This window comes from Streptococcus hongkongensis (assembly GCF_053206145.1).
On record NZ_JBRUGD010000003.1, the window covers coordinates 32,932 to 57,376 of the forward strand.

General features: G+C 35.4%; 20 protein-coding genes and 5 pseudogenes. 16 read left to right on the forward strand and 9 right to left on the reverse strand.

Translation table 11 applies throughout. The features are described 5' to 3' along the window. Nucleotides 1-110: 110 nt before the first annotated feature. Nucleotides 111-428, forward strand: coding sequence for a hypothetical protein (locus tag ACVRZD_RS02435; RefSeq protein WP_052128148.1), 318 nt, complete (start codon nucleotides 111-113; stop codon nucleotides 426-428). A 268-nt stretch (nucleotides 429-696) separates the two neighbouring features. Here the strand turns inward: ACVRZD_RS02435 and ACVRZD_RS02440 are convergent, their stop codons facing one another. Then, entirely contained in the window at nucleotides 697-1,305 is a 609-nt protein-coding gene (locus tag ACVRZD_RS02440) for a TVP38/TMEM64 family protein (RefSeq protein WP_037626748.1), read from the reverse strand. Nucleotides 1,306-1,511: 206 nt separating this feature from the next. Here ACVRZD_RS02440 and ACVRZD_RS02445 point away from each other — a divergent pair, with 206 nt between their 5' ends. The 6 genes from ACVRZD_RS02445 to ACVRZD_RS02470 all read left to right on the forward strand — a co-directional run bounded on the left by ACVRZD_RS02445 (nucleotide 1,512) and on the right by ACVRZD_RS02470 (nucleotide 8,732). Beyond that, nucleotides 1,512-2,168, forward strand: coding sequence for a response regulator transcription factor (locus ACVRZD_RS02445; RefSeq protein ID WP_037626746.1), 657 nt, complete (start codon nucleotides 1,512-1,514; stop codon nucleotides 2,166-2,168). After that, a complete protein-coding gene (locus ACVRZD_RS02450; RefSeq protein WP_447450232.1) occupies nucleotides 2,155-3,534 on the forward strand; it encodes a sensor histidine kinase in 1,380 nt (459 codons plus the stop codon). Before ACVRZD_RS02445 ends, ACVRZD_RS02450 begins: the two co-directional genes overlap by 14 nt. A gap of 455 nt (nucleotides 3,535-3,989) precedes the next feature. Further along, entirely contained in the window at nucleotides 3,990-5,222 is a 1,233-nt protein-coding gene (locus ACVRZD_RS02455) for an ABC transporter permease (RefSeq protein ID WP_037626740.1), read from the forward strand. Between the two features lie 9 nt (nucleotides 5,223-5,231). After that, nucleotides 5,232-6,581: an ABC transporter permease gene (locus ACVRZD_RS02460; protein ID WP_447450233.1), complete on the forward strand. Its 1,350-nt coding sequence runs from the start codon at nucleotides 5,232-5,234 to the stop codon at nucleotides 6,579-6,581. Nucleotides 6,582-6,596: 15 nt separating this feature from the next. After that, nucleotides 6,597-7,232, forward strand: coding sequence for an ATP-binding cassette domain-containing protein (locus ACVRZD_RS02465; RefSeq protein WP_037626737.1), 636 nt, complete (start codon nucleotides 6,597-6,599; stop codon nucleotides 7,230-7,232). Between the two features lie 1,041 nt (nucleotides 7,233-8,273). Then, nucleotides 8,274-8,732, forward strand: a complete 459-nt coding sequence (locus ACVRZD_RS02470) for a flavodoxin family protein (RefSeq protein ID WP_080730864.1) — start codon at nucleotides 8,274-8,276, stop codon at nucleotides 8,730-8,732. A 69-nt stretch (nucleotides 8,733-8,801) separates the two neighbouring features. Here the strand turns inward: ACVRZD_RS02470 and ACVRZD_RS02475 are convergent. Then, a pseudogene (locus tag ACVRZD_RS02475) lies at nucleotides 8,802-9,106 on the reverse strand (IS30 family transposase); the annotation flags it as partial. Nucleotides 9,107-9,312: 206 nt separating this feature from the next. On the opposite strand from ACVRZD_RS02475, the gene ACVRZD_RS02480 reads away from it, so the two are divergent. Next, a complete protein-coding gene (locus ACVRZD_RS02480) occupies nucleotides 9,313-11,844 on the forward strand; it encodes a pneumococcal-type histidine triad protein (protein ID WP_447450234.1) in 2,532 nt (843 codons plus the stop codon). A gap of 435 nt (nucleotides 11,845-12,279) precedes the next feature. Here the strand turns inward: ACVRZD_RS02480 and ACVRZD_RS02485 are convergent. After that, nucleotides 12,280-12,586, reverse strand: a pseudogene (locus ACVRZD_RS02485) (IS110 family transposase); the annotation flags it as partial. Between the two features lie 268 nt (nucleotides 12,587-12,854). Next, complete coding sequence (locus ACVRZD_RS02490; RefSeq protein WP_037626735.1) at nucleotides 12,855-13,814, reverse strand: tRNA dihydrouridine synthase; 960 nt, start codon at nucleotides 13,812-13,814, stop codon at nucleotides 12,855-12,857. Between the two features lie 214 nt (nucleotides 13,815-14,028). Here ACVRZD_RS02490 and ACVRZD_RS02495 point away from each other — a divergent pair, with 214 nt between their 5' ends. Continuing rightward, the gene (locus tag ACVRZD_RS02495) at nucleotides 14,029-14,760 is read left to right on the forward strand and encodes an alpha/beta fold hydrolase (RefSeq protein WP_052128144.1); all 732 of its coding nucleotides are present in this window, start codon (nucleotides 14,029-14,031) and stop codon (nucleotides 14,758-14,760) included. On the opposite strand, the pseudogene ACVRZD_RS02500 reads toward ACVRZD_RS02495, so the two are convergent. The 4 genes and pseudogenes from ACVRZD_RS02500 to ACVRZD_RS02515 form a co-directional block, all read right to left on the reverse strand. Then, nucleotides 14,747-15,524: pseudogene (locus ACVRZD_RS02500) on the reverse strand (transposase); the annotation flags it as partial. The gene ACVRZD_RS02495 and the pseudogene ACVRZD_RS02500 overlap by 14 nt on opposite strands. Beyond that, nucleotides 15,512-15,833: pseudogene (locus ACVRZD_RS02505) on the reverse strand (catalase); the annotation flags it as partial. The pseudogenes ACVRZD_RS02500 and ACVRZD_RS02505, both read right to left, overlap by 13 nt. A gap of 348 nt (nucleotides 15,834-16,181) precedes the next feature. Then, complete coding sequence (locus ACVRZD_RS02510; protein WP_037627612.1) at nucleotides 16,182-16,559, reverse strand: DUF1761 domain-containing protein; 378 nt, start codon at nucleotides 16,557-16,559, stop codon at nucleotides 16,182-16,184. Between the two features lie 10 nt (nucleotides 16,560-16,569). Then, the gene (locus tag ACVRZD_RS02515; protein ID WP_447450235.1) at nucleotides 16,570-17,148 is read right to left on the reverse strand and encodes a dihydrofolate reductase family protein; all 579 of its coding nucleotides are present in this window, start codon (nucleotides 17,146-17,148) and stop codon (nucleotides 16,570-16,572) included. A 385-nt stretch (nucleotides 17,149-17,533) separates the two neighbouring features. On the opposite strand from ACVRZD_RS02515, the gene ACVRZD_RS02520 reads away from it, so the two are divergent. The 5 genes from ACVRZD_RS02520 (at nucleotide 17,534) to ACVRZD_RS02540 (ending at nucleotide 20,622) form a co-directional block, all read left to right on the forward strand. After that, on the forward strand, nucleotides 17,534-17,914 hold the full coding sequence (locus tag ACVRZD_RS02520; RefSeq protein WP_037627614.1) for a class III lanthionine synthetase LanKC N-terminal domain-containing protein: 381 nt from the start codon (nucleotides 17,534-17,536) through the stop codon (nucleotides 17,912-17,914). A 275-nt stretch (nucleotides 17,915-18,189) separates the two neighbouring features. Further along, entirely contained in the window at nucleotides 18,190-18,336 is a 147-nt protein-coding gene (locus tag ACVRZD_RS02525) for a hypothetical protein (protein WP_155274975.1), read from the forward strand. A gap of 232 nt (nucleotides 18,337-18,568) precedes the next feature. Further along, on the forward strand, nucleotides 18,569-19,000 hold the full coding sequence (locus ACVRZD_RS02530; protein ID WP_052128173.1) for a PaaI family thioesterase: 432 nt from the start codon (nucleotides 18,569-18,571) through the stop codon (nucleotides 18,998-19,000). Between the two features lie 195 nt (nucleotides 19,001-19,195). Continuing rightward, entirely contained in the window at nucleotides 19,196-19,852 is a 657-nt protein-coding gene (locus tag ACVRZD_RS02535; protein ID WP_037627617.1) for an ABC transporter ATP-binding protein, read from the forward strand. After that, nucleotides 19,849-20,622 carry an ABC transporter permease gene (locus ACVRZD_RS02540; protein ID WP_037627619.1) on the forward strand — a complete coding sequence of 258 codons (774 nt, stop codon included), beginning with the start codon at nucleotides 19,849-19,851 and terminating at the stop codon, nucleotides 20,620-20,622. The genes ACVRZD_RS02535 and ACVRZD_RS02540 overlap by 4 nt, the downstream gene beginning before the upstream one ends. A 25-nt stretch (nucleotides 20,623-20,647) precedes the next feature. Here ACVRZD_RS02540 and ACVRZD_RS02545 read toward each other — a convergent pair whose 3' ends face one another. Beyond that, nucleotides 20,648-22,132 (reverse strand): DUF1846 domain-containing protein, encoded by a 1,485-nt coding sequence (locus ACVRZD_RS02545; RefSeq protein WP_037627621.1) that lies wholly within the window; start codon nucleotides 22,130-22,132, stop codon nucleotides 20,648-20,650. A gap of 395 nt (nucleotides 22,133-22,527) precedes the next feature. Here ACVRZD_RS02545 and ACVRZD_RS02550 point away from each other — a divergent pair, with 395 nt between their 5' ends. Both ACVRZD_RS02550 and tnpA read left to right on the forward strand, forming a co-directional pair. Continuing rightward, nucleotides 22,528-23,751: an MFS transporter gene (locus tag ACVRZD_RS02550; protein WP_037627624.1), complete on the forward strand. Its 1,224-nt coding sequence runs from the start codon at nucleotides 22,528-22,530 to the stop codon at nucleotides 23,749-23,751. Between the two features lie 198 nt (nucleotides 23,752-23,949). Beyond that, a pseudogene (tnpA, locus tag ACVRZD_RS02555) lies at nucleotides 23,950-24,413 on the forward strand (IS200/IS605 family transposase). Nucleotides 24,414-24,445: the final 32 nt, after the last annotated feature.

A 24,445-nucleotide genomic window follows, 5' to 3' on the forward strand; every position in this document is an offset into this window, starting at 1 on the left:
TACAGTGGTCAAAAAAATGTTGATATACTTGGTTTTGATGATTTTAGACATTCTTTATTGTGTAAAGATCGTACAGTTGAACAAAGATATGAATTAGTTGTACGTTTCTTATGCATGATGCCGGATTAATAGTCAGTCGCCCAAAGGAGAAATATCATTCATATAAAGGCAAAGTAGGCAAAATTGCTGATAACATAGTTGCTAGAAACTTTAACACACCGGAACCTTTAAAAAAATGGACAACAGATATATCCCAGTTCAATTTTTCATGTGGTAAATGTTATATATCGCCGGTGTTGGAATATGAATACAAAGGAAATTATGAGAGAGGGACAGACACCCAAGAGGACTTTGTCCTCACCCACAAAATAATGAAAATAAAGGCAAAAGCCCTCATTAGGTATATAATCCTAGTGAGGGCTTTGTAGTTGATACTTTATTGATTGTTTCTATTCATCGAGGGACAAACTGTTGCCTTTTTAATCTATCTATAACAGTTGCCGTAAATCCTAAAAGTGGATAATAACATAATAAAAATCTCTGAGTAAAAATTAAGTAAATTATTGCCATATCATTAACAAATAAAAATAGATAGTTCAATAAGGTAGTTAAAAGTCAAATTTTATAAAATTTTTAGTTATAAAAGAGGCTTCTGCAGAGAATTTTATTAAGTTATTTGTAGTTTCTTCGCAATCATTACATCAAATTCCCCACTAGCTTTATTCCGTGATAAGTTAAAATTGTATAAATATACAAAGTAACAGGATTAGAAATTAGAAAAATTGTAATAAATTTATTTAATTTCATCTTGCTAATTCCAGCTACCATACAAAGAAAATCATCTGGAAATCCAGGTAAAGCAAATGTAAGAAATAAAAATCGCTCAAAAAATTTTCCTTTATCCAAGTATTTTATATATTTGTTATACATTTCAGTAGAAACAAATGATTTAACAAATGTTTTACCATACTTTCTTGCCAATAAAAAGCTTATTACAGAACCCAGAAAAATGCCCAAAGTATTATAAATAAAACCTAAAAAAGGTCCGAAAGCAACATGCCCTAAAACACATGTCAACCCTCCAGGAATTATAGGATAAATGACTTGAACAATTTGAAGTAATAAGAATATAAAAGGTGCAAAAATCCCCATTTTTGTCAGATATTCTTGAAATGTTCCACCTATGGCAAAGAAGTTAGGATGACTTTTAAAATAAATAAAAAATAGTAGTGATATAATAATTCCAACAAATGTTAATACATGAATTAATCGCTTATGATCGACACCTCGTTTCTCAAGGTTCATTTGTAGCCCTCCCTTATTGTACATTTTTCACTAAATATATTGTACTATTAAAACAACACAAATGCAATATTTTTTATCTGAATAATTTACTTGATTATTATGTAACAGCTTTTTATGAGCGTTTATGTAAAATTATTTGTAGAGTTCTCTTTTCTTAATTGTTTGATGATATAATAAACTTTGATTAAAAAGTTTTGGAGTATTATATGACTTATACAATTCTAGTGGCTGAAGATGAGAAGGCAACCAGAGAAGCGATTTCAGCTTTTTTAACTGACCGTGGTTATCATGTATTAATAGCAAAAGATGGTGAAGAGGCCATTGAAAAATTTGGTCAGTCTTCACTGGCTATTTTGGATATTATGATGCCTAAGAAAGATGGATTGGAAGTATTGAAAACTATTCGTCAGGTTAGTCAAATTCCTGTCTTGATGTTGACAGCATTGACAGATGAACATGTTCAATTTACTTCCTTTGATGAGTTGGCTGATGACTTTATTGAAAAACCATTTTCCTTGTTGATTCTTTTGAAACGTATAGAGAATTTATTGCGTCGTTGTGACATTCCAGATAGGCAGTTATGGCAGTATAAGGAAGCTAGCGTTGATTTTGATTCCTTTCAAGCTTACTATGCAGGGGATGCAGTCTCTTTGACGACAAAGGAAATTCAACTTTTGCATTACCTAGTGGATCATCCACGTTTGGTTCTGACCCGCGACCAAATCTTGTCGGCTATTTGGGATGATTTTGAAGTACCATACGAGCGTGTAATAGATGTTTACATCAAGAATTTAAGAAAGAAACTGCACCTAGATTGCTTAACAACTGTGAAAGGAGTAGGGTATCGCTATGATGAAACTTAAGTTGTTTCCGAAAATATTTATGTCCACTCTTTTACTTTTTATATGCTTGATTGCTATTGTTCATATGGGTATTTTTTACTTAATGCCAAGGATTTATTCAGATATGAAAGAGGTTGAGAGTGTCAAAAAAATTGATTACCTGGCAGATAGGCTGGACAATCAGTCCAAGGAAACAATGATAAAGATTTTAGAGACGTATGCACAAAAGCATATGGTCAATGTGACTCTTGAGATGGATAAAAGAGAGTATTATTTTGGCAATACAACGGTCATTGATATTGGAAGTTCAGAAGAGGCCAATAGTGGTTTAAAAATTGCTCTTCCCCAGTCCGCTCAGCAATCGGAATATGTGATTTCCAAACTTCGTAGGATTAAAAATGACAAATCACAGACTGTCATCTTACAACTGATGATGGATGTAACATCGATTAAAGAGGCACGGCAAGCAACCATTCGAAGTCTGCCTTACACGCTAGTATTTTCTATTATTTGCTCACTGATTTTTTCATATATCTATACACGTTTAACTGTTAGACCTATTCGTAAAATGGTTGCGGTGACAAATGAGATGACGCACCTCAATCGCTTTGAGCGCTACCCTGTGAAAGGGTCTGATGAATTTAATATTTTGGGGCGGCATATCAATGAATTGTATGAAAGTTTGCTGGCAAACATTGATTCATTGGCAGAAGAAAACGAACACATCATACAGTTGGAAGAAGATCGGATTACCTTCTTGCGGGCGGCCTCACATGAGTTGAAAACACCTTTGACCAGTCTTCGCTTGGTCATTGAAAATATGATGTTTAATGTTGGTCCGTATAAAGACCGTGACAAGTATTTGAATGCGTCTTTGTTGGAAATTGATAAAATGTATAGAATGATTCAAAATATTCTCATCTCCCAGGACTCTATCAATGAAAGCCAGTACCTCCAAGAAGAAAATTTGTCTCTTGCAAGTTTGTTGAAGGATTGTTTGGAAGAGTATCGTATTTTAGCAAGCAATAAGCAATTGCAAATTGATTGCCAACTGGAGGAGCATTATCAAATTGGTAATAGGTCTTTGCTAGAAAAAATATTTTCTAATCTATTATCCAATGCAGTACATTTTACACCCACTGGTGGAAAGGTTTTCGTTTCCTTAATAGATGGAAAATTGTCTATTAAAAACCAGTGTTCGCCAATCCCTCGAGAAAATCTAAGAAAGGTTTTTGAACCGCTTTATCGTTTAGAACAAAGTCGAAGTTCGGAATTTGGGGGATCAGGTATGGGATTGTATATTGTCAAGTTTTTCCTTGAAAAAAAAGGGTATTCCTATGATTTTCAACCTTATGAAGATGGTATGGATTTCTGGATTCAATTTTAAAAAAATATTAGAAAGAGTCACAAATTGTGATTCTTTTTTCAATTTCACATGGGTTTCATATAAGTACGGTAAACTAAAATCAAATTAAGGAGGAATCTTGTTATGAATTATCATTCGTTTGGATGACACAACTATTATTTTTATCATCTTATTTTAATGGGGTTAGTTATCATAGCTTCTTCATTTTCATTGATACAGACTAAATCATATTTGTTTTTGGCAATGTCAACACCAATATAGAGCATAAGTTTCTGATTTCTATTATAGTTATTAGCGAGTGTTGTCGTTCCATGTACTTTTTGATTTGTGTCTATACATAATATAAAACATCAAAATATTTGGAAATATATAACTCGATAGTACTTATCTAAGTTCAAAACAAAATTAAAAAAATAATGAAAGGTATTTTATATCAGCGGGAGTACCCGCTGATATAAATATAAGGAAATATACGATTGAATATATGGCAACTCAGTCTTCGCTACTTAAAGAGAAAAAAAGTTAAAACAGCTATTTTGTTTGTAGTATTTTTAACAATCGGGGCCTGTTTAATTAGTTTAATTGGGATCCGCAACTCACTAGAGAAAAACATTATTGAGCCACAAGGTCGTCGTATTTATCTCTCTGCAGATGCAGAAGGTCTATGGCCCAAAGAGGTATATAAGGCATTTGAAAATGCAAAAATTGTGAAAAATATTGAAGCTAATACATATGCAAGCCTTAAAACGAATTTGAAATTGGTAAAAAATCCCCATGTAGAAGAGAGAAAACATTCGTCTCTCACTGTGCTTGGCTATAAGGCGACATCCCCTCTATCTGCTTTTCGAGATAAACAGTTAATTTTGGTAAAAGGGAAACATTTGACTTCTGATAAAACATCACAAGCATTGCTACCTGAGGAATTAGCGAAGAAAAATCACTTGAAAGTGGGCGACCAATTTAAATTAGGCAAGCAAACATTCAATATTTCAGGACTATTTGCGGTCAATCCCAAGGCAAAGGATAGTTTTGCCTCAAAAAATCTATCCAATACTGTCTTAGCAAACGAGGATAAGGTTTCAACTTTAAGTGGAAAAGTGGGTTATCAGAGTATGGTGGTGAGTTTGGATGATTCCCAGAAGGTAGAAGGAATTTTAAGTAATATCAAACAATGGCCACTTCGCTGGCAACATTTGAAAGTACAAAATGCCAAAGATTACTATGGAGAATCTTTCCAAAATATTCTTACACTACATGCCTTGGTTTCTAAACTTTTAACTATTATAAGTATCTTATCAACTTTGTTGCTTGTTTTGATGCTGACTTTTTGGATTAATAATCGTATTAAGGAAACAGGGATTTTACTCTCTATCGGGATGAGTAAGGGGCAAGTCATCTTGCACTATTTTCTTGAAGTCTTAGTGGTTGTAATGCTGTCATTTATCTTTTCTATTTTCTTGGGAAACCTTATGGGGCAAGGCCTTGCCAATCAATTGCTGTCACAGGTAAATGGAGGGATAATAGCTCAAACAGTACAGGATATGAATCTTATGACCGAAAAAATTGACTTGATTTCTATCAGAGTTGGATTTGGAGATATTGTTCGATTATATCTTCTTGGCACACTGATTAGTTTTCTAGCAGTTGCGCTATCTAGTTACTCAATTGCTCGCTTGCATCCAAAACAAATTTTATCAAAAATGTCTTAGGAGTATATCATGTCTATTTTAAAACGATCTTTACTTTATATTAGTCGTAAAAAAAGAAAAAGTTTGACTCTCTTTTTAACCTTGTGGCTGGTAGCGACAGCTTTGATTAGTGGCATTGCGGTCAGAAATGCAGCATATGCCTCTAAGGAAGAATTTTCCAAACACAGTGAAACCATGCTTCATATTGCTAGCAACCAGACAGCTAACATTGGAGATGGATACGGTTCAGGTGAAATTCCTGAGAAAAGCGTTCAGAAAATTGCTAAAAATTCAAATGTGGCTCGTGTCAATAGTACTTTAACTGCTTATGCAAGCTTATCCAAGGAAAAAATGGTGACAAGAGGTTCTAATGAAGTAACTCAGCAGAAGGTTCTCTTCGTAAATGGAAGTAGCTATTCTAAGGATGATTCTAAATTTACAGCTAGAATGATTACCCTTAAAAAAGGACGGCATATTGAGCCGACTGATCGGCATGTCATGATGGTCCATGAAGAATTTGCTAAAATTAATCATCTCAAAGTTGGAGATATTTTATCATTTGGTCGAGATCCATTGAGAAATGCAAAGGATAAATCCCCATTAGAAGCAAAAATCGTAGGTATTTTTAAAGGAAATACGACTCGAAAAACAAATAATCCTTATGAGATGCTAGAAAATACGGTATTTTCTGATGAACAATTTACCAAAGATTTATATGGCTACAAAAAAGACCAAGCGTTATATAGTAAAGTAACTATTTTTCCAAAAGAAAATGTTGATGGAGCCAAACTGCAAGAAGCTATTAAGAAGGAGTCTATCCCTTGGGATAAGTACGAGCTAACCGCCAAAGACTCATCATTGGTGACCTATGCTAAAAGTATCGATATCTTAAATAAATTGGTTGAAACCTTGCAGTTATCTGTGGTTATCGCGGCTATTGTATTAGTGAGTATGGCACTCTTTTTCTGGATAGGTGGTCGAACGCATGAAACAGGTATTTTGTTGGCTATAGGTCAATCAAAAATTGCTATTGTTACCCAGTACGCTCTTGAAGTGATTATGCTTTCCGCACCTGCCTTTCTTCTATCGGCCTTTAGTGGTCAGTGGTTAGGGAAATGGCTCGGGGATACCTTGGTTTACCAAGCCTCATTGTCTGTTCGAGCAGACTTTATGAAGGGAATGGGGGGGATGAATCTAGGTGCAGATAGTGAGACAGATATGTTCATGCAAACGATTAAAAAAATTGCTGTGCAGGTTAGCAGTATGGAAATTATAACTGTTTTGTTGACGGGACTAATTGTTATTTTAATTGCAATAGTCATGACAAGTTTGATTATCACTTGTTATAAACCAAGAGAAATTCTATCTAAGATGTCTTAATGAGAAAGGGAAACTATGCTTGAATTAAACAATATTTCATATCAATATAAAGGAAATGAAGAAAAAACCTTGGACCAAATCAATTACACGTTTAGACCTGGAGTCTTTTATACGATTTTAGGAAATTCAGGATCTGGTAAGACGACCTTGCTCTCTTTAATGGCTGGACTCGATACCCCAACGGGGGGACAGGTTCTTTTTAATGGAAAAGATATCCGCCAGACAGGATATGCTCATCATCGTCGGAAAAATATTGCTCTGGTCTTTCAAAATTACAATTTACTAGACTACTTAACACCGCTGGAAAATATTCAGTTAGTTAATCCAAAGGCAAATAAGCAGTTACTCTTAGAACTGGGCTTAGAAGAAGAAATGCTTTCGCGCAACATACTCCGTCTTTCCGGGGGACAACAACAACGTGTTGCCATTGCCCGGGCACTAGTGGCAGAAACCCCAACAATTTTACTTGATGAGCCTACTGGCAACTTGGATTATGCTATTGCAAATGAAATAACTCTTCGATTAAAAGAATTTGCTAAAAAGGAAAAATGCTGTGTTATTATGGTAACACATAGTCGAGAAATAGCAAAAATGGCCGATCAGTCACTTCGCTTGACTGGCGACTCATTGGAGGAAGAGAATGTCTGTTAAAAGAGCAAGAAGACGGGATTGAAACCGTCCATTGTATACAATCCGATAGTGTACTCATTTTTATAGTATGTTTATGTTACGTAGCTTATCAAATTCTGTTTTAAGACTAGTATCTATGAAAAAACTAGCACAAAAAAACAAATTTCTAGTCTAAAAGAAAAATTGTACTAATCTATATGCAGAAAAAGGGATAAAAAAGCCAAATTTAAATCAGTTAATCAAATGACACCACTTTCTGACAAATTGAAGTCAAGCAAGGGAGAGATACTAGTAATGAGAGATTTTAAGCCAATCCAAAATGTGAAAAAATAATATATTCTGCTAAAAACTGTGCTCGGCTCTTATAAAAAATAATACAGAAAGTAATAAGACAAATATAGTGTAAAAGATTATACAGCGATCATTCGTTTTATCCAGATCTAGCAGATAAGGTTGTTATTGTAGAAAATTGTTTTTCCCTAGTGTAGATAATATTCTAGTTATAAACATTCTAGATATCAAGGGCTTGCGGATTATTGATTTGCTGATTGAAAAAACAAGAAGCAGTTAATTGTCACAAAAAGTTTTTCTGAACTAATCTAAGAGGGAATCGAAAGAAAAGAATGCTTATACACAGACAGAATTAACTTTTTCCTCCATTTTAAGTTATTACTATTCAAGATTTTTTTACTGAACAATTACACTCAAGGAAAAATTGGTCACAACTTCTCTTAACTTTATGTTTCCTTTTCATTGATAAGTCTAATCTCAATCTTTAAATTTTTGTTTAACTTTTGGGATACTATCCAATAAGTGAGTGCACGTTGAAAGTTATACTACAAAAAAACACCAAACATGCTACAATATAGGTATCCAAATCAATTGTAAAGCGAAAGTAGTAAAATTATGGCACAAAAGGCACACAGTTGATTTTACACAAAGTAGTCTAAAGATATAAAAGTGTTATTGAGAAACCATTGTTAATTCAGGGTTCTAGCATTGACCTCTAACATATAAATGATAAAAGTTTGATATTGTATTAGAAGGGATGTTAAATTTAATATGAGGTACTCAATTGTATATAATAGTAACATAGGCAATACAGCTATTTTAGCTGACTACATAAAAACATTATTCCCACATAGTAACTTGCTTTATTTGGGGAAAGTTAATACTGACATAAAAGAATCAGATTTATTATTTGTAGGTTTTTGGACTTTTAAAGGATGCTGTGATCAAGAAACATGTCGATTTCTAAGCGAAATAAAAAATAAAAAAATTTTCCTATTTGGAACAGCAGGATCAGAAAATATAAATAATTATTATAGTCAAATATTAAAAGCAACTTCCAAGTATATTGATTCTTCCAATACTATAGTTGGTTCATTTATGTGTCAGGGTAAGATGCCAACTAGTATCATAAAAAAAATGAAACGCTTAAATCAGAACATCAATAGAGCTACGAATTTGATATTGAAAAATTTAACGACGCACTTTCGCATCCGGATGATGAGGATTTAAAAAAATTAAAATAAAATATTTTTTCCTCAATTGATAAGTCAAAGGCAACAAATCATTCATCTGATTAAGTCAATACCTCCTTATTACTATTTGAACTAGCTCAAATAGTTTATAGCAGACTTATAGTTGTGTAATCTTCTAAGTCTATTATTGATGGCTAGAGTGAACCTAGCTAAGTCTTCATGGGTTAATTTATTAAGTGATATTCCTTTAGGAATAAATTCTCTAAGCAGACCATTGAAGTTCTCATTTGTCCCACGTTCGTGAGATGAATAAGCTTAAGCGAAATAAATATCAATACCTTTTAGGTCGTTTAGTAATGCAAACTCACTCCCATTATCAGCTGTTATCGACTTTATTGGATAGCTTTTCATGTTAGTCTACTGTAACCTATTCAGATTTTCTTTATAAGTTTGTCTTTAGTTTTATTGTAGAACTCATTATAAGTCTTGGATAGTTCAATATAATCTATCTATTTATTTTTGGATGATAACTTTTACTTTTCAAAAAATCTTGTATTCACCAATAGCAAATGATATACTTAACTGGTAAATAAAAAAACGGAAAAGGAGTCCACTCTTTGCTAAAAAAAAATAAACGTTTCTTGTATCTGCTTGGGATATTGCTAACCTGCCAGCTGACCTTAGCTGCTTGTCAGTTACGACCTCAACAGAAAAATTCTCAAGAACCTAAAAAACATCAAAAAGCTAAAGCTACTAAATCAAAAAAAGCTACAAAGGCTACTAAAAAAAGAAAAGGCAAGATGGTTGCAGGTATTGATAAACCTACAGACGATGGTTTTTTACTAACAGATGAATCTCAAATCGAACGTAAAACCGATACAGGTATCATCGTGAAGCACGGCGACCACAAACACTTTTTCTTTTATTCAGATTTAAAAGACAGTAAATGGGCTTACCTGATTCCGAAGAACCATAAGGAAGCAGCAGCCCCTACCTCCATGCGCTCGGTCATCTCAGCCGCTGGTTCTTGGTCACGTCCTGCCACTAGTGATGGCTATGTTTTCAATCCAAGAGACATCGTAGCGGAAGATGCTAACGGCTATACTGTTCGCCATGGCGACCACTACCATTACATCTTAAAATCAAGTCTGGGCTTACCACTAGTGCAACAGTTGGCAAGAACTACCTACCCTGCCCCTTCCACACCCCCTCTTATTCATCGCCCTGGCGGTATTCCAGGTCTAGATTACCCAACAAGTGATGGCTTCTTATTTGATGGGACCAATATTAGTGGCAAAACGGCTAGCAGTATCTTAGTAAATCATGGCGGTCACTTGCATCCCATCAGTTTTGACGAGTTAAGAAACAGTAAGTGGGCCCACTTAGTTGATCAGTATAAACCATCAGCGGAAAAAAACAGGACTAAGCCAGCAGAAGAAGCTGATTATCAGGAAAAACTGGCCTACCTAGCCAAAGCACTTAAGATGGATCCTTCACAACTCAAAAAAGTCCATGTTTCTGGCCAAGTGGGTATAGAGTACCCACATGAGGATCATAAGCATGTTGTTCTGCTGAAAGACATTGATATGACAAAACCATTTGAGACTCCAGAAGATAAGATTCTCGAGAAAAAAGATGGTGAAACGATAGAAGCGCGTAGAGAACGATTAGTACGCGAATACATGGAACATTTCAAGGTCAGTAGGGACGCAATTACCATTGATGGTAACTACATGAGTGTTCGCCATGGCGATCATTCCCATGTTTATAAGATTGATCCGGATTTACCTGATGATCCCGAGCGCGATGTGAAGACTGAAACGACCAACCTTGAGGTTGAAGTAGGTAAAATTTATGGCCCATTTTATACAGAGGGTACTAATGATGCGCTGTCCCGTAATGCTATCCATAGCAAGTATAAAGTTACCGGCATTAAAAACATTAAAAACTTTATTTCCTTGCAGTTTAGCACGAATAGTCCCTATGGTGACCTCGAGATTGATGGTAAAAAAGTTAAACGGATTTATTACTTAGTCCGTAAAGACCTAAACTGGGAGGAGTTAAACCTGACACTGCCTAAGGCTATTCAAAAAGACGATCGTATCTTTAAAGGTTGGCAAGCACAATTGCCAACATCCGGTAAGATGGCGCGCGAACACCAAGCCTTTTATGCTGATTTTGATAAAGTTAAACAGCAACCTACTAAAGGTGTTTACGGCCCTAATGATGATGTGTCGAGTATTGATTTGACAAACTATGCCACAATTAGGTATTCTTCAATAGCCAATGGTCTTCTCCGACTAAACGGTCATACTCAAGGTGGATTCATTTATTATGTCAATACCAATCTTACCTGGAAAGAGGCTAAGGCACAAGGACTAGTCGTACCTGGCCCTGTACCTAATAATAACTACGAATTTATCGAATTTAGAAATGTTGTTCTAGGAGGGGAAAAAGAAACAGATAAGGTTAGTTCGATGATTAGTTTAGCTGCCTTTGGAACTACAGCAACATATATTGGACCATATGTTGCTAAAAATCCAGATAATCCGACAGATAGTAATGACCCAAGTAGACACCCTAATTATTATTGGCATAATCCTGAAAAATATGTGGCGGTTGCTTTTAAAGCAGGAGAAAATGGAGAATTGATTAGTCGTATAGGGAGATCTAAAGCAATTGTTTACCTTATTCGTAAAGGTCACAGTTTAGAAAGTGCTAAGATTCTGCCTCCAACAGGACAAGGAAAAACAGGATATCATTCAGATCCCTTGGATGAAACATTTTTATCAAACTACAATAAGCCAATTACAGAGGATATCACCTATACGCTTACCTTTAGTAAAGTAGGAGAAAATAGGACAACTACTCCGTCTGGTTGGTGGCCTAGCGATGACGACGAGGACTTGGTACTACCGCCTGTTACGGAAACTAATCCAGTTCCTAAAGTGACATCTGATCCAACTGGGAGTGCAGTTCTTTTTGAAAAGTCCTCAGGAAGTAATCCAACTTCTCAACCTAATCAAGACCCTAGTTTGAAGCCAACTGATCGGAAAGTTCCTGAAGTCCCTGCCTCTAAGAGTCAAGTAGACCAAGCAGTAGCAGCATCAGGTGAGCAAGAAGACAAAGCGAAACCAATAGCTGAATAGATTACAAGATTTAAAGCTTGTATGACTAGCAAAATAATGTATTGACTCTTAATATTATGATTCAGCTGGTCTTATTACGAATGGACTTAATAAAGTAAATACACAGTTAAGATAATTAATTAGTGACTATTTTTTCAACCTCTATTAGTTACTGATAACAAAAAGCTGAATGGAGACGTAGAGGTTCATAATAGACTTCGATATATTTAAAGTTTCAAGTTGAGTTTGTTCATTGGATGCAAAATGTGCATCATTGACAAGCTCTCTTTTTTCTACTGTTTGCCAAGTTCCTCAAGGAATTTCTTTATTAAAAATGGCTGATATCATTATTTTTGAATAAGCCTACCATCAATTTTCTAAAAAAGAGCACACAAAAGTGGTACCTTATTAACTTTTTTTAAAATGAGATGTTACAATACCATTGCATAAGATACTTTAGTAATTTTTAGCTAAATTGTAAACATAAAGTTTATTTATATATGATGAGGTAATAGATTGTTCTAATCAGAGGATGTATAGAGGCAATCGTATAAGGCTTAGTCGAGCACACTTGCGATTGTCATTTTTGGTTTTCAGAGAAATCTGCAATATGACAAAGGTTAGTATGGTTAGCCGAAGCAATATTGTGGATAGACTTAAATAAAATCTTTCTAGCATAGAGATTGCCATGTTTGGTGATGTGTTCTTGTGCTAACTAATTTTCTGATCCGTAATGTCTTAAATCAGTACCAATAAAAGCATTGGTTATTGTTATCCGAAAACCACTAGCTATGCTAATGATTCCATAGAGCTTCCAGTGTCGTGGTATCAAAAAACTCTTAAAAAGTAGTGAAGGAATTTCCGACAGGAAATTCCTTCACTACTAATCTTAGTATGTTTATTTTGCCAGAAAGTCATCAAATACCTCTCTAAACTAGAAATTGGGGGGGAAAAGAAAAAACAAACTGGAATATTAGATCAGTTTGTCTTTAATCTGAATCAAAACCATAACAAGGGGGTGATTTTTTATGCTATACATGCTTCGCTTCAAACTCATCTACCAACTTACGACACTCATCTGTGTTTTTAGCATCCATGAGAGCAATACGGAGCTCGTTTGCGCCAGCAAATCCGCGGATGTAAATTTTAAATGACCGTTTCATTGATGGGAAGGGACGCAATTGGTACTTGTCAAATTGATCCAAGTGGTAGCGGAAGAGATCAATCAATTCTTTGGGACTATGTTCAGTAGGAACTTTCTCAAAAGCGTAAGGGTTATGGAATATACCGCGCCCAATCATGATGCCATCGACGCCATACTTCTCGACCAACTCTAAACCAACCTCACGATTTGGAATATCGCCATTGATCGTCAATAGCGTATCGGGAGCGATGCGGTCGCGCAGCTCCTTTATTTCCCCAATCATCTCCCAATGAGCGTCCACTTTGGACATTTCGGTCTTGGTTCTTAGGTGAATGGAAAGATTGGCAATGCCTTGTTCAAGAACGTGCTTAAGCCAAACCTTGTATTCTTCTGGTTTGGCGTGACCCAGGCGCGTTTTAACAGATACCGGAAGGCCACCTTCTTTAGTTGCATGAATTAATTGAGCAGCAACCTCTGGTCTTAAAATCAGACCAGAGCCACGGCCGTGCTTAAAGACATTTGGGGCTGGACAGCCCATATTAATATCAACCCCTGCAAAGCCTATTTTCTTCATCCCTTTAGCCATTTCAGCAAAGTTATCCGGAACATCACCCCAAATATGGGCAACTAATGGTTGTTCATCCTGTGTGTATGTGAGACGTCCCTTAACAGATTCAAGCCCGTCAGGATGACAATAAGAAGCTGAGTTTGTGAATTCCGTGAAGAATACATCAGGTCGGCCAGCTTTTGCCACAACATGACGAAAAGCAACGTCAGTCACGTCTTCCATAGGTGCTAATATAAAAAATGGTTTTGGTAACTCTTGCCAAAAGTTTTCAGCAGTCATTAATAATTCTCCTTACATAAAAAATAGCAGCCCACGGCTACTAAATATCTTCTTTAATACTATACCATAATGAGAGAAGTGTGCAAGTCCTTGGTTTGGAATTCCAAGGTTCTCGGCTAATTGTGATTAGTGACTAGCCTTCCAAGCAGATTGTAATGCATTTTTGTGAGACCGTGTTACAATGAATAAGAATAATAGAGGAGAGATATGATGTATGCTTGAGCAACCAACTAACGGACACTATTTTATGTTATCAGATGGAACCCCACTTTATTATCAACTAATTGGTCAAGGTAAGCCACTTTTGATGATTCATGGCAATGGTGGAAGTCATCATTATTTCAAAGGTCAGCTTGCTGATTTTTCTGAACACTTCCAACTAATTTTGGTGGATTGTCGGGCGCGTGGACTTAGTGGAAACGCCTCGCATCACTTGACCTTTCCTCAAATGGTTGCCGATTTTAAAGAACTTTTAGATTTTTTAGAAATCGACCAAGTCGCCATACTTGGATTTTCTGATGGGGCTAATATCGCCTTGCAGTTTGCCTGTACCCATCCTCAGCGCGTGACAGAATTAGTTTTAAATGCCCCAAACACAGTTTTCACTGGAACCAGACTGAGTAATCAATTCCATTCTGTCCTAAAATTCATTCCTGCATATTTAAAGAAACATAGATCTGAAAAAGCATATCAGAAGTATCTGATTACAAAACTTCTATTTGCTAATTTAAAACTTGATTTAGAAGATTTTCAAGTGTTAACCATGCCAACACTCGTTATTGTTGGTCAAAACGATATGATTAAACTGAAACATAGTCAAATGCTTGCCAAAACCATTCCCAATTGTCAGCTTATTGAAGTGCCTGGCATGCGCCATACCTTTGCCAAAAACTTTCCCCAAGTATTTAATACTTTAGTCTTCCCATTTCTTCTTAGTAGATCATAAAAAAAAAGAGGCCTAAGCCTCTTTTTGCAGAACGAAGACAAACTAGTGAAGTTGTTAGTTTGTTTTTTCTTGTCTAGTCTTAATTTCTCTAAAATCTGATAAATTATGCTATTTAAGCTAAAATAAAAAAGCCTTTATGCCATCATTTTAACCAATTTTTTGAGATTTAGGCACGCCAAAGTCAGTTCAACCTTAGCTTTCATTTTGGACATTCCAATTTCTCTCGTATAACGAAGGTTGTGATATTCTTTAGCCCTTCCAAAAAGCCGCTCAACACTCTGCTTACGTAGCTTATAGAGTTCTTTCATACCTCTTTGATGCCGAATATCTTCACAAATTTCTAGATAGTCTTTCCAGATATGTCGGATGACAACCTTTTGGTGAGTCACACTCTCAGTACACACTTCTAGAAGGGGGCAAGAAGCACAAATTTCGGGGTCGCTTTTATATTCTCGGTAGCCAGATCGATTTGTTGTTGTATAGGACAATACTTGGTTTTCGGGACAAAGATAAGAATCATAATACTCATCATAACTAAAGGCATTTGGTCTTAACTTATCTTTCTTACCACGAGGCCTAGTATAAGGGAAAACAGGTCTTACCTCATTATCCAAGAGTAACTTGGCAATACTAGGGGGCTTGTAACCTGAATCAGCGATAATAAAGTCTGGTTGAAACCTTTTTATCTTCTTCCAAAGTGCTGGAAAGGCCTGACTATCATGAGTATTTCCAGAATCTACAGTATAAGCTAAGACCCAACCATATCCCAGTTACCTTCTTCAGTGTAGAGTTTTAAGGCAAAGCCACGAATATCTCGTTCGGTGTCAGCAGCGCCGAGTTCCCCTGCAACTGTAGAGAAGCGAGCAAAAAGTTCAGTTTGTTTGCCAACCTCAGAAAAGATTTTGGCTTTTGAATATTCACTAATATCATTGGCTACAGTAAAGGTACCAAATGCTCCAGAACCTTTGGCATGCATACGACGTTCTGGAATAACTTCGCGGTTAAATTTGTGCTAGTTTTTCTTGTAACCAGATGTCTTGAAGCATAGCTGGCCCTCGTTGACCAGCAGTCATCGTATCAAAATTATCATAAACAGGTTTCCTTGCAGCAGTTGTTATACCAAGGACTTTACCAACAGTCTTATTTTGAGACGTTAGATTTTCGCCTAACCCATTTTTATTTCTTGGATCATTAGTCATTAGATTACCTCCCTTGTGATAGTAAAATAAGTAATAGTTTGTGAAAAATACTTTTTTTATGCCATCATTATAACACCAAGAAACCGTTTACACAAAGAATAAACATTGATTTTTATTAAATAATTATGTCACAAACTTATTTTATAATCATTTTTCCTATCAAAAAAGGCTTTAGATAAGCCTTATGTAAATTATGAAAACTAATGTGTATTAAAAGGCTTGCTATAGAAGTTTTAGTGCTAAGCCAATCACTAAAAATGAGACGATTTTATAACTTTCATTAATTAGAATTAATTGAAGCGATTTTTGTTCGAAGAAGTAGTTTTTTAGACTAGCTAAAACGACAATAACACCAATCGTTAATGCCGAGGTTAGAGTGGCTGCATGGATAGAGTGTAAGAAGATGATGACTAAAATACTGAGAATGATTTCAACGATAACTGTCATGGCCATTTCTTGCTTACCATCACCATTTTTACCGATATCCTCTTGCTTAATTCCCATAGCTTTCATCCAGGGTGTTCTGAAAAGGAGGCCATACCATAGCCCGCCAATCATAAAATTAATGATGCCTGTAATAATTGCAATAACTAATATCATTCTTATTTTCCTATTTACTTTCTTTTTTTACTCGATAGTCCAAAGCGAGAGCTCCAGATGAAAAAGTTTCTGATGAGACTAATTCTAAGTTAGCAATCAGATTGTCTAAGAGGCGCAAGCCATTGCCTAAAAGGACTGGAGAGACCGTTAATTTAATGCGGTCAACGAGTTTCAGCTTCAACAGTTCTTTGGCTAGACGTGGGCTACCGAGGACTACAATATCCTGACCAGGGTGGTTTTTTAGGTCTAAAATGGCTTGAGGCAAGTTATCTTTGATTAGTTTACTATTATTCCAAGTAACTTCGTCAAGTGAGGTTGATGCGACTACTTTTTCGACATCATTAATCCATCTAGCATGGTTATGTTCGTGCTCTGAGGCATCCGGATGGTTGATCATTTGTGGCCAATAGCTGTGCATCATCTGATAGGTTGGTCTGCCCCATAAAATTGTGTCTGCAGTCGCCAAGGCCCTATTGGCAAAGCCTTCTAAATCCTCATTATATGCTACAAATCCAATATCCATAGCACCGTTTGGGCCTTCAACAAAGCCATCTAGCGAGCTGTGTAAAAATAGTACAAGTTCTCTCATTTTTCATCCTTTTTACTTTTTCATTATGTCAGTATACCGTTTTAAATGGTTAAAGTAAATTATTCTGACTTTTTTAGTAAAAATTCAAGTGAATGCAGACTAGTCACATTTTTGGACTAGAGTAAGACTGATACTAACTAACCATTTGTCATTCAATTGAATAACAATAAGTCGTATTAGTCATTGTAACTGTGTTGAAAAAAGGTTACGAGTTAATGGCAAAATACTAAAATAAAGTGACATGTATGTCATTGTTCAATTGTTTTTAATTCTCTATACTAAAAATAACGACGAGATCTGACTACCTTGATAGTTACTCTTAACCTCTCAACTATTACTTACTAACACAAAATGTTGGGGCATTCTAAAAATTTCGGAGATTATCATGCAACCTACTTCCTATAAATGGTTTAATTCCACACATCAGACACTACCAGACTTTGGCTACAAAATTGCAATTTCAGCTAGTCGCACTAATATCAAAGCTATTTTTGCTATACTGATTCCCTATTTGGTTGAAAAACGACTAACATTTAAATATCTACCGTCAATGAGAGAAATTGAGGAGATTGTTACTAGAAATAAGGATCATACTCTAATTAGTTCCCTGATAACAATTTATCCCAAAGATCAGAGGCACTGTCAACTCCTCTTAGAAGAAATTTACCAAAGTATTCCTAAACACTGGCACGGACTGTGTCTTAAAGGTTACACATCTTACAAAAAGTCCTCAGTAATTCATTATCATTATGGTACATGTGAATAGAAGGATAAAGCGACTTCAATCAAGAAAATCTAAAAACGAGAAGATGGAAATTCTAGTTCTTTAATACTTTTTTCTTAGACTGAAATGAGTGATTATTGTAATAGATAAATTAAACTGCTAGTAAAGTTAGTCCATTAAAAACTTCTCTAGAAGAACTCGTCTCTTATTTGACATCAGGTAGATAAGACAGTCATATTCCTCAACATGAAAAATGGACAATTAACAGGTTGTTCCTAGTTGATTTTTCTATTTTCCCACATCTAGGAAATCCTGAATTGCCTTGTAATACTTTGGATACAGCTAATGAATGGGTTAAGCAAGTGACCAACAAGTCTTATGCAATTGATGATTTGACAGTAATCCAAGCTATAAACCAAGAAATTACAATGTTGTCAAATAATGATTGGCATGAGTGGAACTAAGTTATTTATTACTAAATAATCAAATTGGCTGATATCATAACTATTTTAAAGTACTCAATGGATAATTAATGGAGTGCTTTTTAGTCTATATTTTTAGCAAGAATGAATGACGTGTTAGAAACAATGGGAAATAAAAAATGTCAATGTGATGTCTAATCTGTTTTCGGTTAAAAAATTAGCTTAACGAGAAAAAAATAGTATAATAGTGTCAACTTGTAATTTTGAGGTAGTAATGTTGGAATCAGAAAAAATAGAATATAAACAGTCTGTTAAGCTAAAAGAAATTAAAATTTTTGAAAACTATACATTTAAGTTAGTTGAATTTGGTCATGTCATTGTTTCGACAGAAGTTGTAGAATCTTCGTTGAACTACTACGGCATGGCACATGGTGGTTATCTTTTTACACTTTGTGATCAAATTGCTGGCTTAACTGTTATTTCAACGGGGTTTGAAGCAGTTACCTTACAGTCAAACATTAATTATTTAAAAGCTGGTCATACTGGAGATACTCTTTTTGTTGAGGGAAGCTGTGTTCATAATGGCAAAACAACAAAAGTTATTGATATTGTGATAACAAATCAAGCTGGTCAGTTAATAACAAAAGCATCATGTACCATGTTTGTTACTGGAAAAAGTGATCGGGCAATCAAAAAGGCAGACTAAACAAACTGCTAATGTTAATTGGGAATAATGAAAAGAAATGAATTCTGGGTAAAATATCCAATAATCATTTCTTTTTTTATAGGATTCGCTACAGTCTTTAATGTTTTTAATCGTATTTTCGGTTTTTTAGTAGTAAATATGATAGACTAATAATAATGATTATAATTAAGTTCTTTAGGAAAGGGAGTGTATGAGATGACATTATTGGCTTATCAACAGGTTAGTTTTGAGGATGATGGCAAAACGATTATCAATAATGTGAGTTTTGAAGTTGAAGCAGGTGATTTTATTTCCATTGTTGGACCTTCCGGTGGAGGAAAAAGTACTTTACTGAAATTAGCTAGTTTTTTAATTAGTCCAACCAAGGGGGAGATTCTTTTCAAAGGAAAAAATCTGAAAGACAGTAATCCCATTTCTATTCGTCAGGCCATCTCTTATTGTTTTCAAACACCTCATTTATTTGGTAGTAAGGTAAAAGATAATATTGCTTTTCCTTATGATATTCGTCATGAAAAAATAGATCAGGCACGGGTGACTAGCCTTTTTGATCTTTTTAAAATGGATCATTCTTATTTAAATCGTGATATTACAAAATTATCTGGTGGCGAAAAGCAACGCATTTCATTAATTAGACAGTTACTGTTTCAACCTGAAATCTTACTACTTGATGAAGTCACTTCCGCGTTAGATCAAACTAATAAAGAAATTGTTGAAGATGTTATTAAGACATTACATGATAAGGGTGTGACAATCTTATGGATTACGCATGATGCTGAGCAAAGTCGCAAATATGCCAACAAGCTCATGACAGTTGTGAATGGACAAATAGAATCTTTGGAGGTAATGAAATGACAGGCGCGTCATCAATTTCAGTTTCTTCTTTACTCATTGCTTCATTGTTAGTATTTATTACCTTATTCTTTTCTTATTGGCAAAAGTTGAAGCTAGAAAAGGAAATTATTCTTAGTGCTGTGAGAGCAGTCATTCAATTACTCTTGGTAGGTTTTGTTTTAGATTATATTTTTGGCTATGAGAATCCTATTTTTACAGCTTTATTGCTTTTATTTATGATTGTCAATGCAGCTTATAATACTGCGAAACGGGGTAAAGGTATCAAAAATGGGTTTGCTATTTCCTTTCTTGCCATTTCGCTTGGCGCGGTAATAACCCTATCTGTTTTAATGATGTCTCGTATCCTTCATTTTGTCCCGAATCAAATGATTCCTGTAGGTGGTATGATTATCAGTAATTCAATGGTTGCTATTGGATTGTGCTATAAGCAGCTTTTATCTGATTTTCAAAATAAGCAAGAAGAAGTAGAAACTAAGTTAGCTCTGGGGGCAGATATCTTACCTGCGTCAATTGATATTATTAGAGATGTCATCAAAACAGGTATGGTACCAACAATTGATTCAGCTAAAACATTGGGAATTGTTTCACTACCAGGGATGATGACGGGTTTGATTTTAGCTGGTACATCACCAATTCAAGCGGTAAAATACCAAATGATGGTAACATTTATGCTCTTATCAACAACTTCCATTGCTTCTTTTGTAGCGTCTTACCTAGCTTATCAAGGCTTCTTTAATAAAAAGAAACAATTAATTGTTAAGCGACAATAATAAAAAAGAAGCCGAAACTTCTTTTTTATTTTCTGTAAAGTTTATGTTGTTGATAAACAGGGTCAAAGGTAACATTAACGCCTAATTTTCGAAGAACATTTTTATCTTCTTCAGTTAAGGTTACTGTTGAATGGGCTTCGCTACCTTTTAGGTTTTCGAGTTCTTTCATAGCTAAGCTAGCATCCTTATTGGACATTGCAGTGATAGCAAGTGCAATTAATATCTCATTTGAATGGAGACGCGGATTTTGGCTGCCAAGATGCTTCGTTTTTAAGTTTTGAATAGGCTTAACATATTCAGGTTCAATCAGATGTGTCGATTTGTCAATTGCCGCTAAGCTTTTGATTGCATTGATAACAACAGCAGCAGTCGGACCAAATAGTTCTGAAGTTTTTCCTGTTACAATATGGCCATTTGGTAATTCTAATGCAATAGCTGGAGCTCCAGTGAGTTCAGATTTTTGGCGAGCAACCATTGTGACTTGACGGTCTTCAGGAGTGACACCAATATCATTCATTAATAGTTCAATTTTTTTGATAGCTGTTTCAGAAACGCGTTCGGCTTTGAAATCAACAAGTGTCTGATAATAGCGACGAACAATTTCTTGCTTCGAAGCTTCGATTGCTACAGCTTCATCAATAATGGAGTAACCAACCATATTAACCCCCATATCAGTAGGTGATGCATAAGGGGATTTAGTTAGAATACGTTCGAAAGTTCGGTTAAGCACTGGGAAGACTTCAATATCACGGTTATAATTAACAGCTGTTTTTCCATACGTTTCTAGATGGAATGGGTCGATCATATTGAGGTCATCAAGATCGGCAGTGGCTGCTTCGTAGGCCAGATTAATTGGGTGATGAAGTGGCAAATTCCAAACGGGGAAGGTTTCGAATTTGGCATAACCTGATGTAATCCCCTTGATTTGGTCATGGTACATTTGAGACATACAGGTTGCTAATTTTCCAGAACCAGGTCCAGGTGCAGTGACAACAATTAAGTTACGACTTGTCTTAATGTAATCATTTTTTCCCATTCCTTCTGGTGAGATAATATGATTGATATCAGTAGGGTATCCTTTGATAGGATAATGCAAGTAGGAAGCAATTCCATTTTTTTCTAATTGGTTACGAAAAAGATCGGCAGCAGCTTGATTGTTATATTGGGTAATGACAACAGAACCTACATAGATGTCTAAAGAATTAAATTTATCAATTAGGCGAAAAACTTCTTGATCATAAGAAATGCCTAAGTCACCACGTGCTTTCGAATGTTCAATATTATTAGCATTGATAGCAATGACGATTTCGACTTGTTCTTTAAGTTCTTTTAGGAGTTTAATTTTATTATCTGGCTCATACCCAGGAAGCACTCGAGCAGCATGATAATCTTCAAGCATCTTGCCACCAAATTCCATATAAAGTTTCCCATTAAATTGATTAATACGTTCTAAGATATGATCTCTTTGTAATTGTAAATATTTGTCAGAATCAAAAGCTATTTTTTTCATTTTTTTCACCTCTGTTTAGCATTATATCAAAGAAAGTTAGCAAAGTGTTATTATTTAAGTGAAATAGTCGTAAATAGAGACCATTTTGACATCTTACAATTTCCATTTTTATGGTATCAATTTAGAAGAAAAATAGTGATATATACTAAAAATTAGAATAATAACTGGTGTTAGTTGTTGACAACTATCAGTTATTATTTTATACTAATATCAATTAAATACTGCTTTAACTATGTCCCGTGAGACATGAAAGTTTTAAAAAAGAGATGGCTTTTTAGGCATACTCTAGTTTTTGACGGACTTAATCTGACTCAGGACTTTTCCTGAGTCTTTTTTTGTAAAGGGTATTCAATTAATAAAGGTGAACAGAGAGTCACCATTAAAAGGAGAATTTAATGTCAAAACTATCTTTGGATAAGAATAACCAGCGTGCTCTTATTGCTGCAATTGTCGCTTCAGGTACAGATGACTTAAACGTTATGTTCCTAGCCTTCTCGATGTCTTCAATTATTACTGAATTGGGCATTACGGGTGCCCAAGGAGGATGGATTGCAACTATAACCAACCTAGGAATGCTGTTTGGAGGCCTTATTTTTGGACTATTAGCCGACCGTCACCACAAGTTCAAAGTTTTCAAATGGACGATTTTAGTTTTCTCAATTGCAACAGGACTTATCTTCTTCACCAAAAACATTAACTATCTCTACCTCATGCGCTTTATTGCAGGTATCGGAGTTGGTGGTGAGTATGGGGTTGCCATTGCCATCATGGCTGGAATTGTCCCTCCTGAGAAAATGGGTCGGATTTCATCACTCAATGGGATTGCTGGACAAGTTGGTTCCATTACCTCAGCTTTGTTGGCAGGATGGCTAGCGCCAACACTTGGCTGGCGAGGGTTGTTCTTGTTTGGCTTAGCACCAATCTTACTCGTGCTCTGGATGAAATTAGCTATCGATGATAATAACATTATTGACAGCGGACTTGATCAGAATGAAGAAACAAGTCAACCGGTTAAAATTAGCCAACTCTTTAAAACACCAATTTTAACAGCTCAAACACTTGCTCTAATGGTCATGACAACAGTCCAGATTGCAGGATACTTCGGCATGATGAACTGGTTACCAACTATTATTCAAACAAGTCTTCATATTTCAGTTAAAGATTCCTCATTATGGATGGTCGCAACTATCTTAGGCATGTGTTTAGGGATGTTAACATTTGGTCAAATCTTAGATAAGTTTGGTCCAAGATTGGTATACTCAGTCTTTCTATTAGCTTCATCAGTCTGCGTTTATCTCTTCCAATTTGCTAACTCAATGCCAACAATGATTATTGGTGGAGCAATTGTTGGATTCTTTGTAAATGGGATGTTTGCAGGTTATGGTGCCATGATTACAAGACTTTATCCTCACTATATTCGCTCAACAGCCAACAATGTGATTCTAAATGTTGGTCGAGCAATTGGTGGCTTCTCATCAGTAATCATTGGTAAAATATTAGATGCATCAGGTGTTCCAATGGTAATGATCTTCTTAGCATCATTATATTTGGTCAGCTTTGTCGCCATGTGGACAATCGGCAACTTAAAAGCAAGTGTTTATCAAGCTTTAGAAAATTAAGTATATATGAGTCTGGGACAACTGTTCTCAGACTCTATTTTTTATTTGTGTGACTTTCAGTCCGTTTCGCTCCGCAGGTGCGAAACAAAAAAAACACCCGCTATGCGGGTGCGCGTCGAAAGTTATACTACCAAAAAACTCCAAACGCACTACAATATAGGTGTTCAAGCCAATTGTAAAGCGAGAGGAGTAAAAAATATGGCGCAAAAGGCACATAGTTTGTCACACACAAAGTGGATGTGTTCTATCACATTGTGTTCACCCCTAAGTATAGACGAAACATAATCTATAATCAATATAGAGGTAGTTTAGGAGAAATTTTTCAAAGATTATGTCGCTATAAAGGTGTAGAAATAATAGAAGGACATCTGATGCCAGATCATGTACACATGTTAGTAAGCATTCCACCAAGGTTAAGCGTTTCAAGTTTTATGGGCTATTTAAAAGGTAAGAGTGCACTTATGATGTTCGACAAGCACTCCAATCTGAAATATTAATTTGGGAATCGACACTTTTGGGCAGAAGGTTATTATGTTAGTACGGTTGGATTAAATGAAGCTACAATAAAAAAATATATTCAAGAACAAGAAAAACATGATATAGCACTAGATAAATTGAGTGTGAAAGAATATGAGGATCCCTTTAGGGATAATAGCAAGTAATACAAATGCCTCTTTGAGAGGCCGGTGACGAG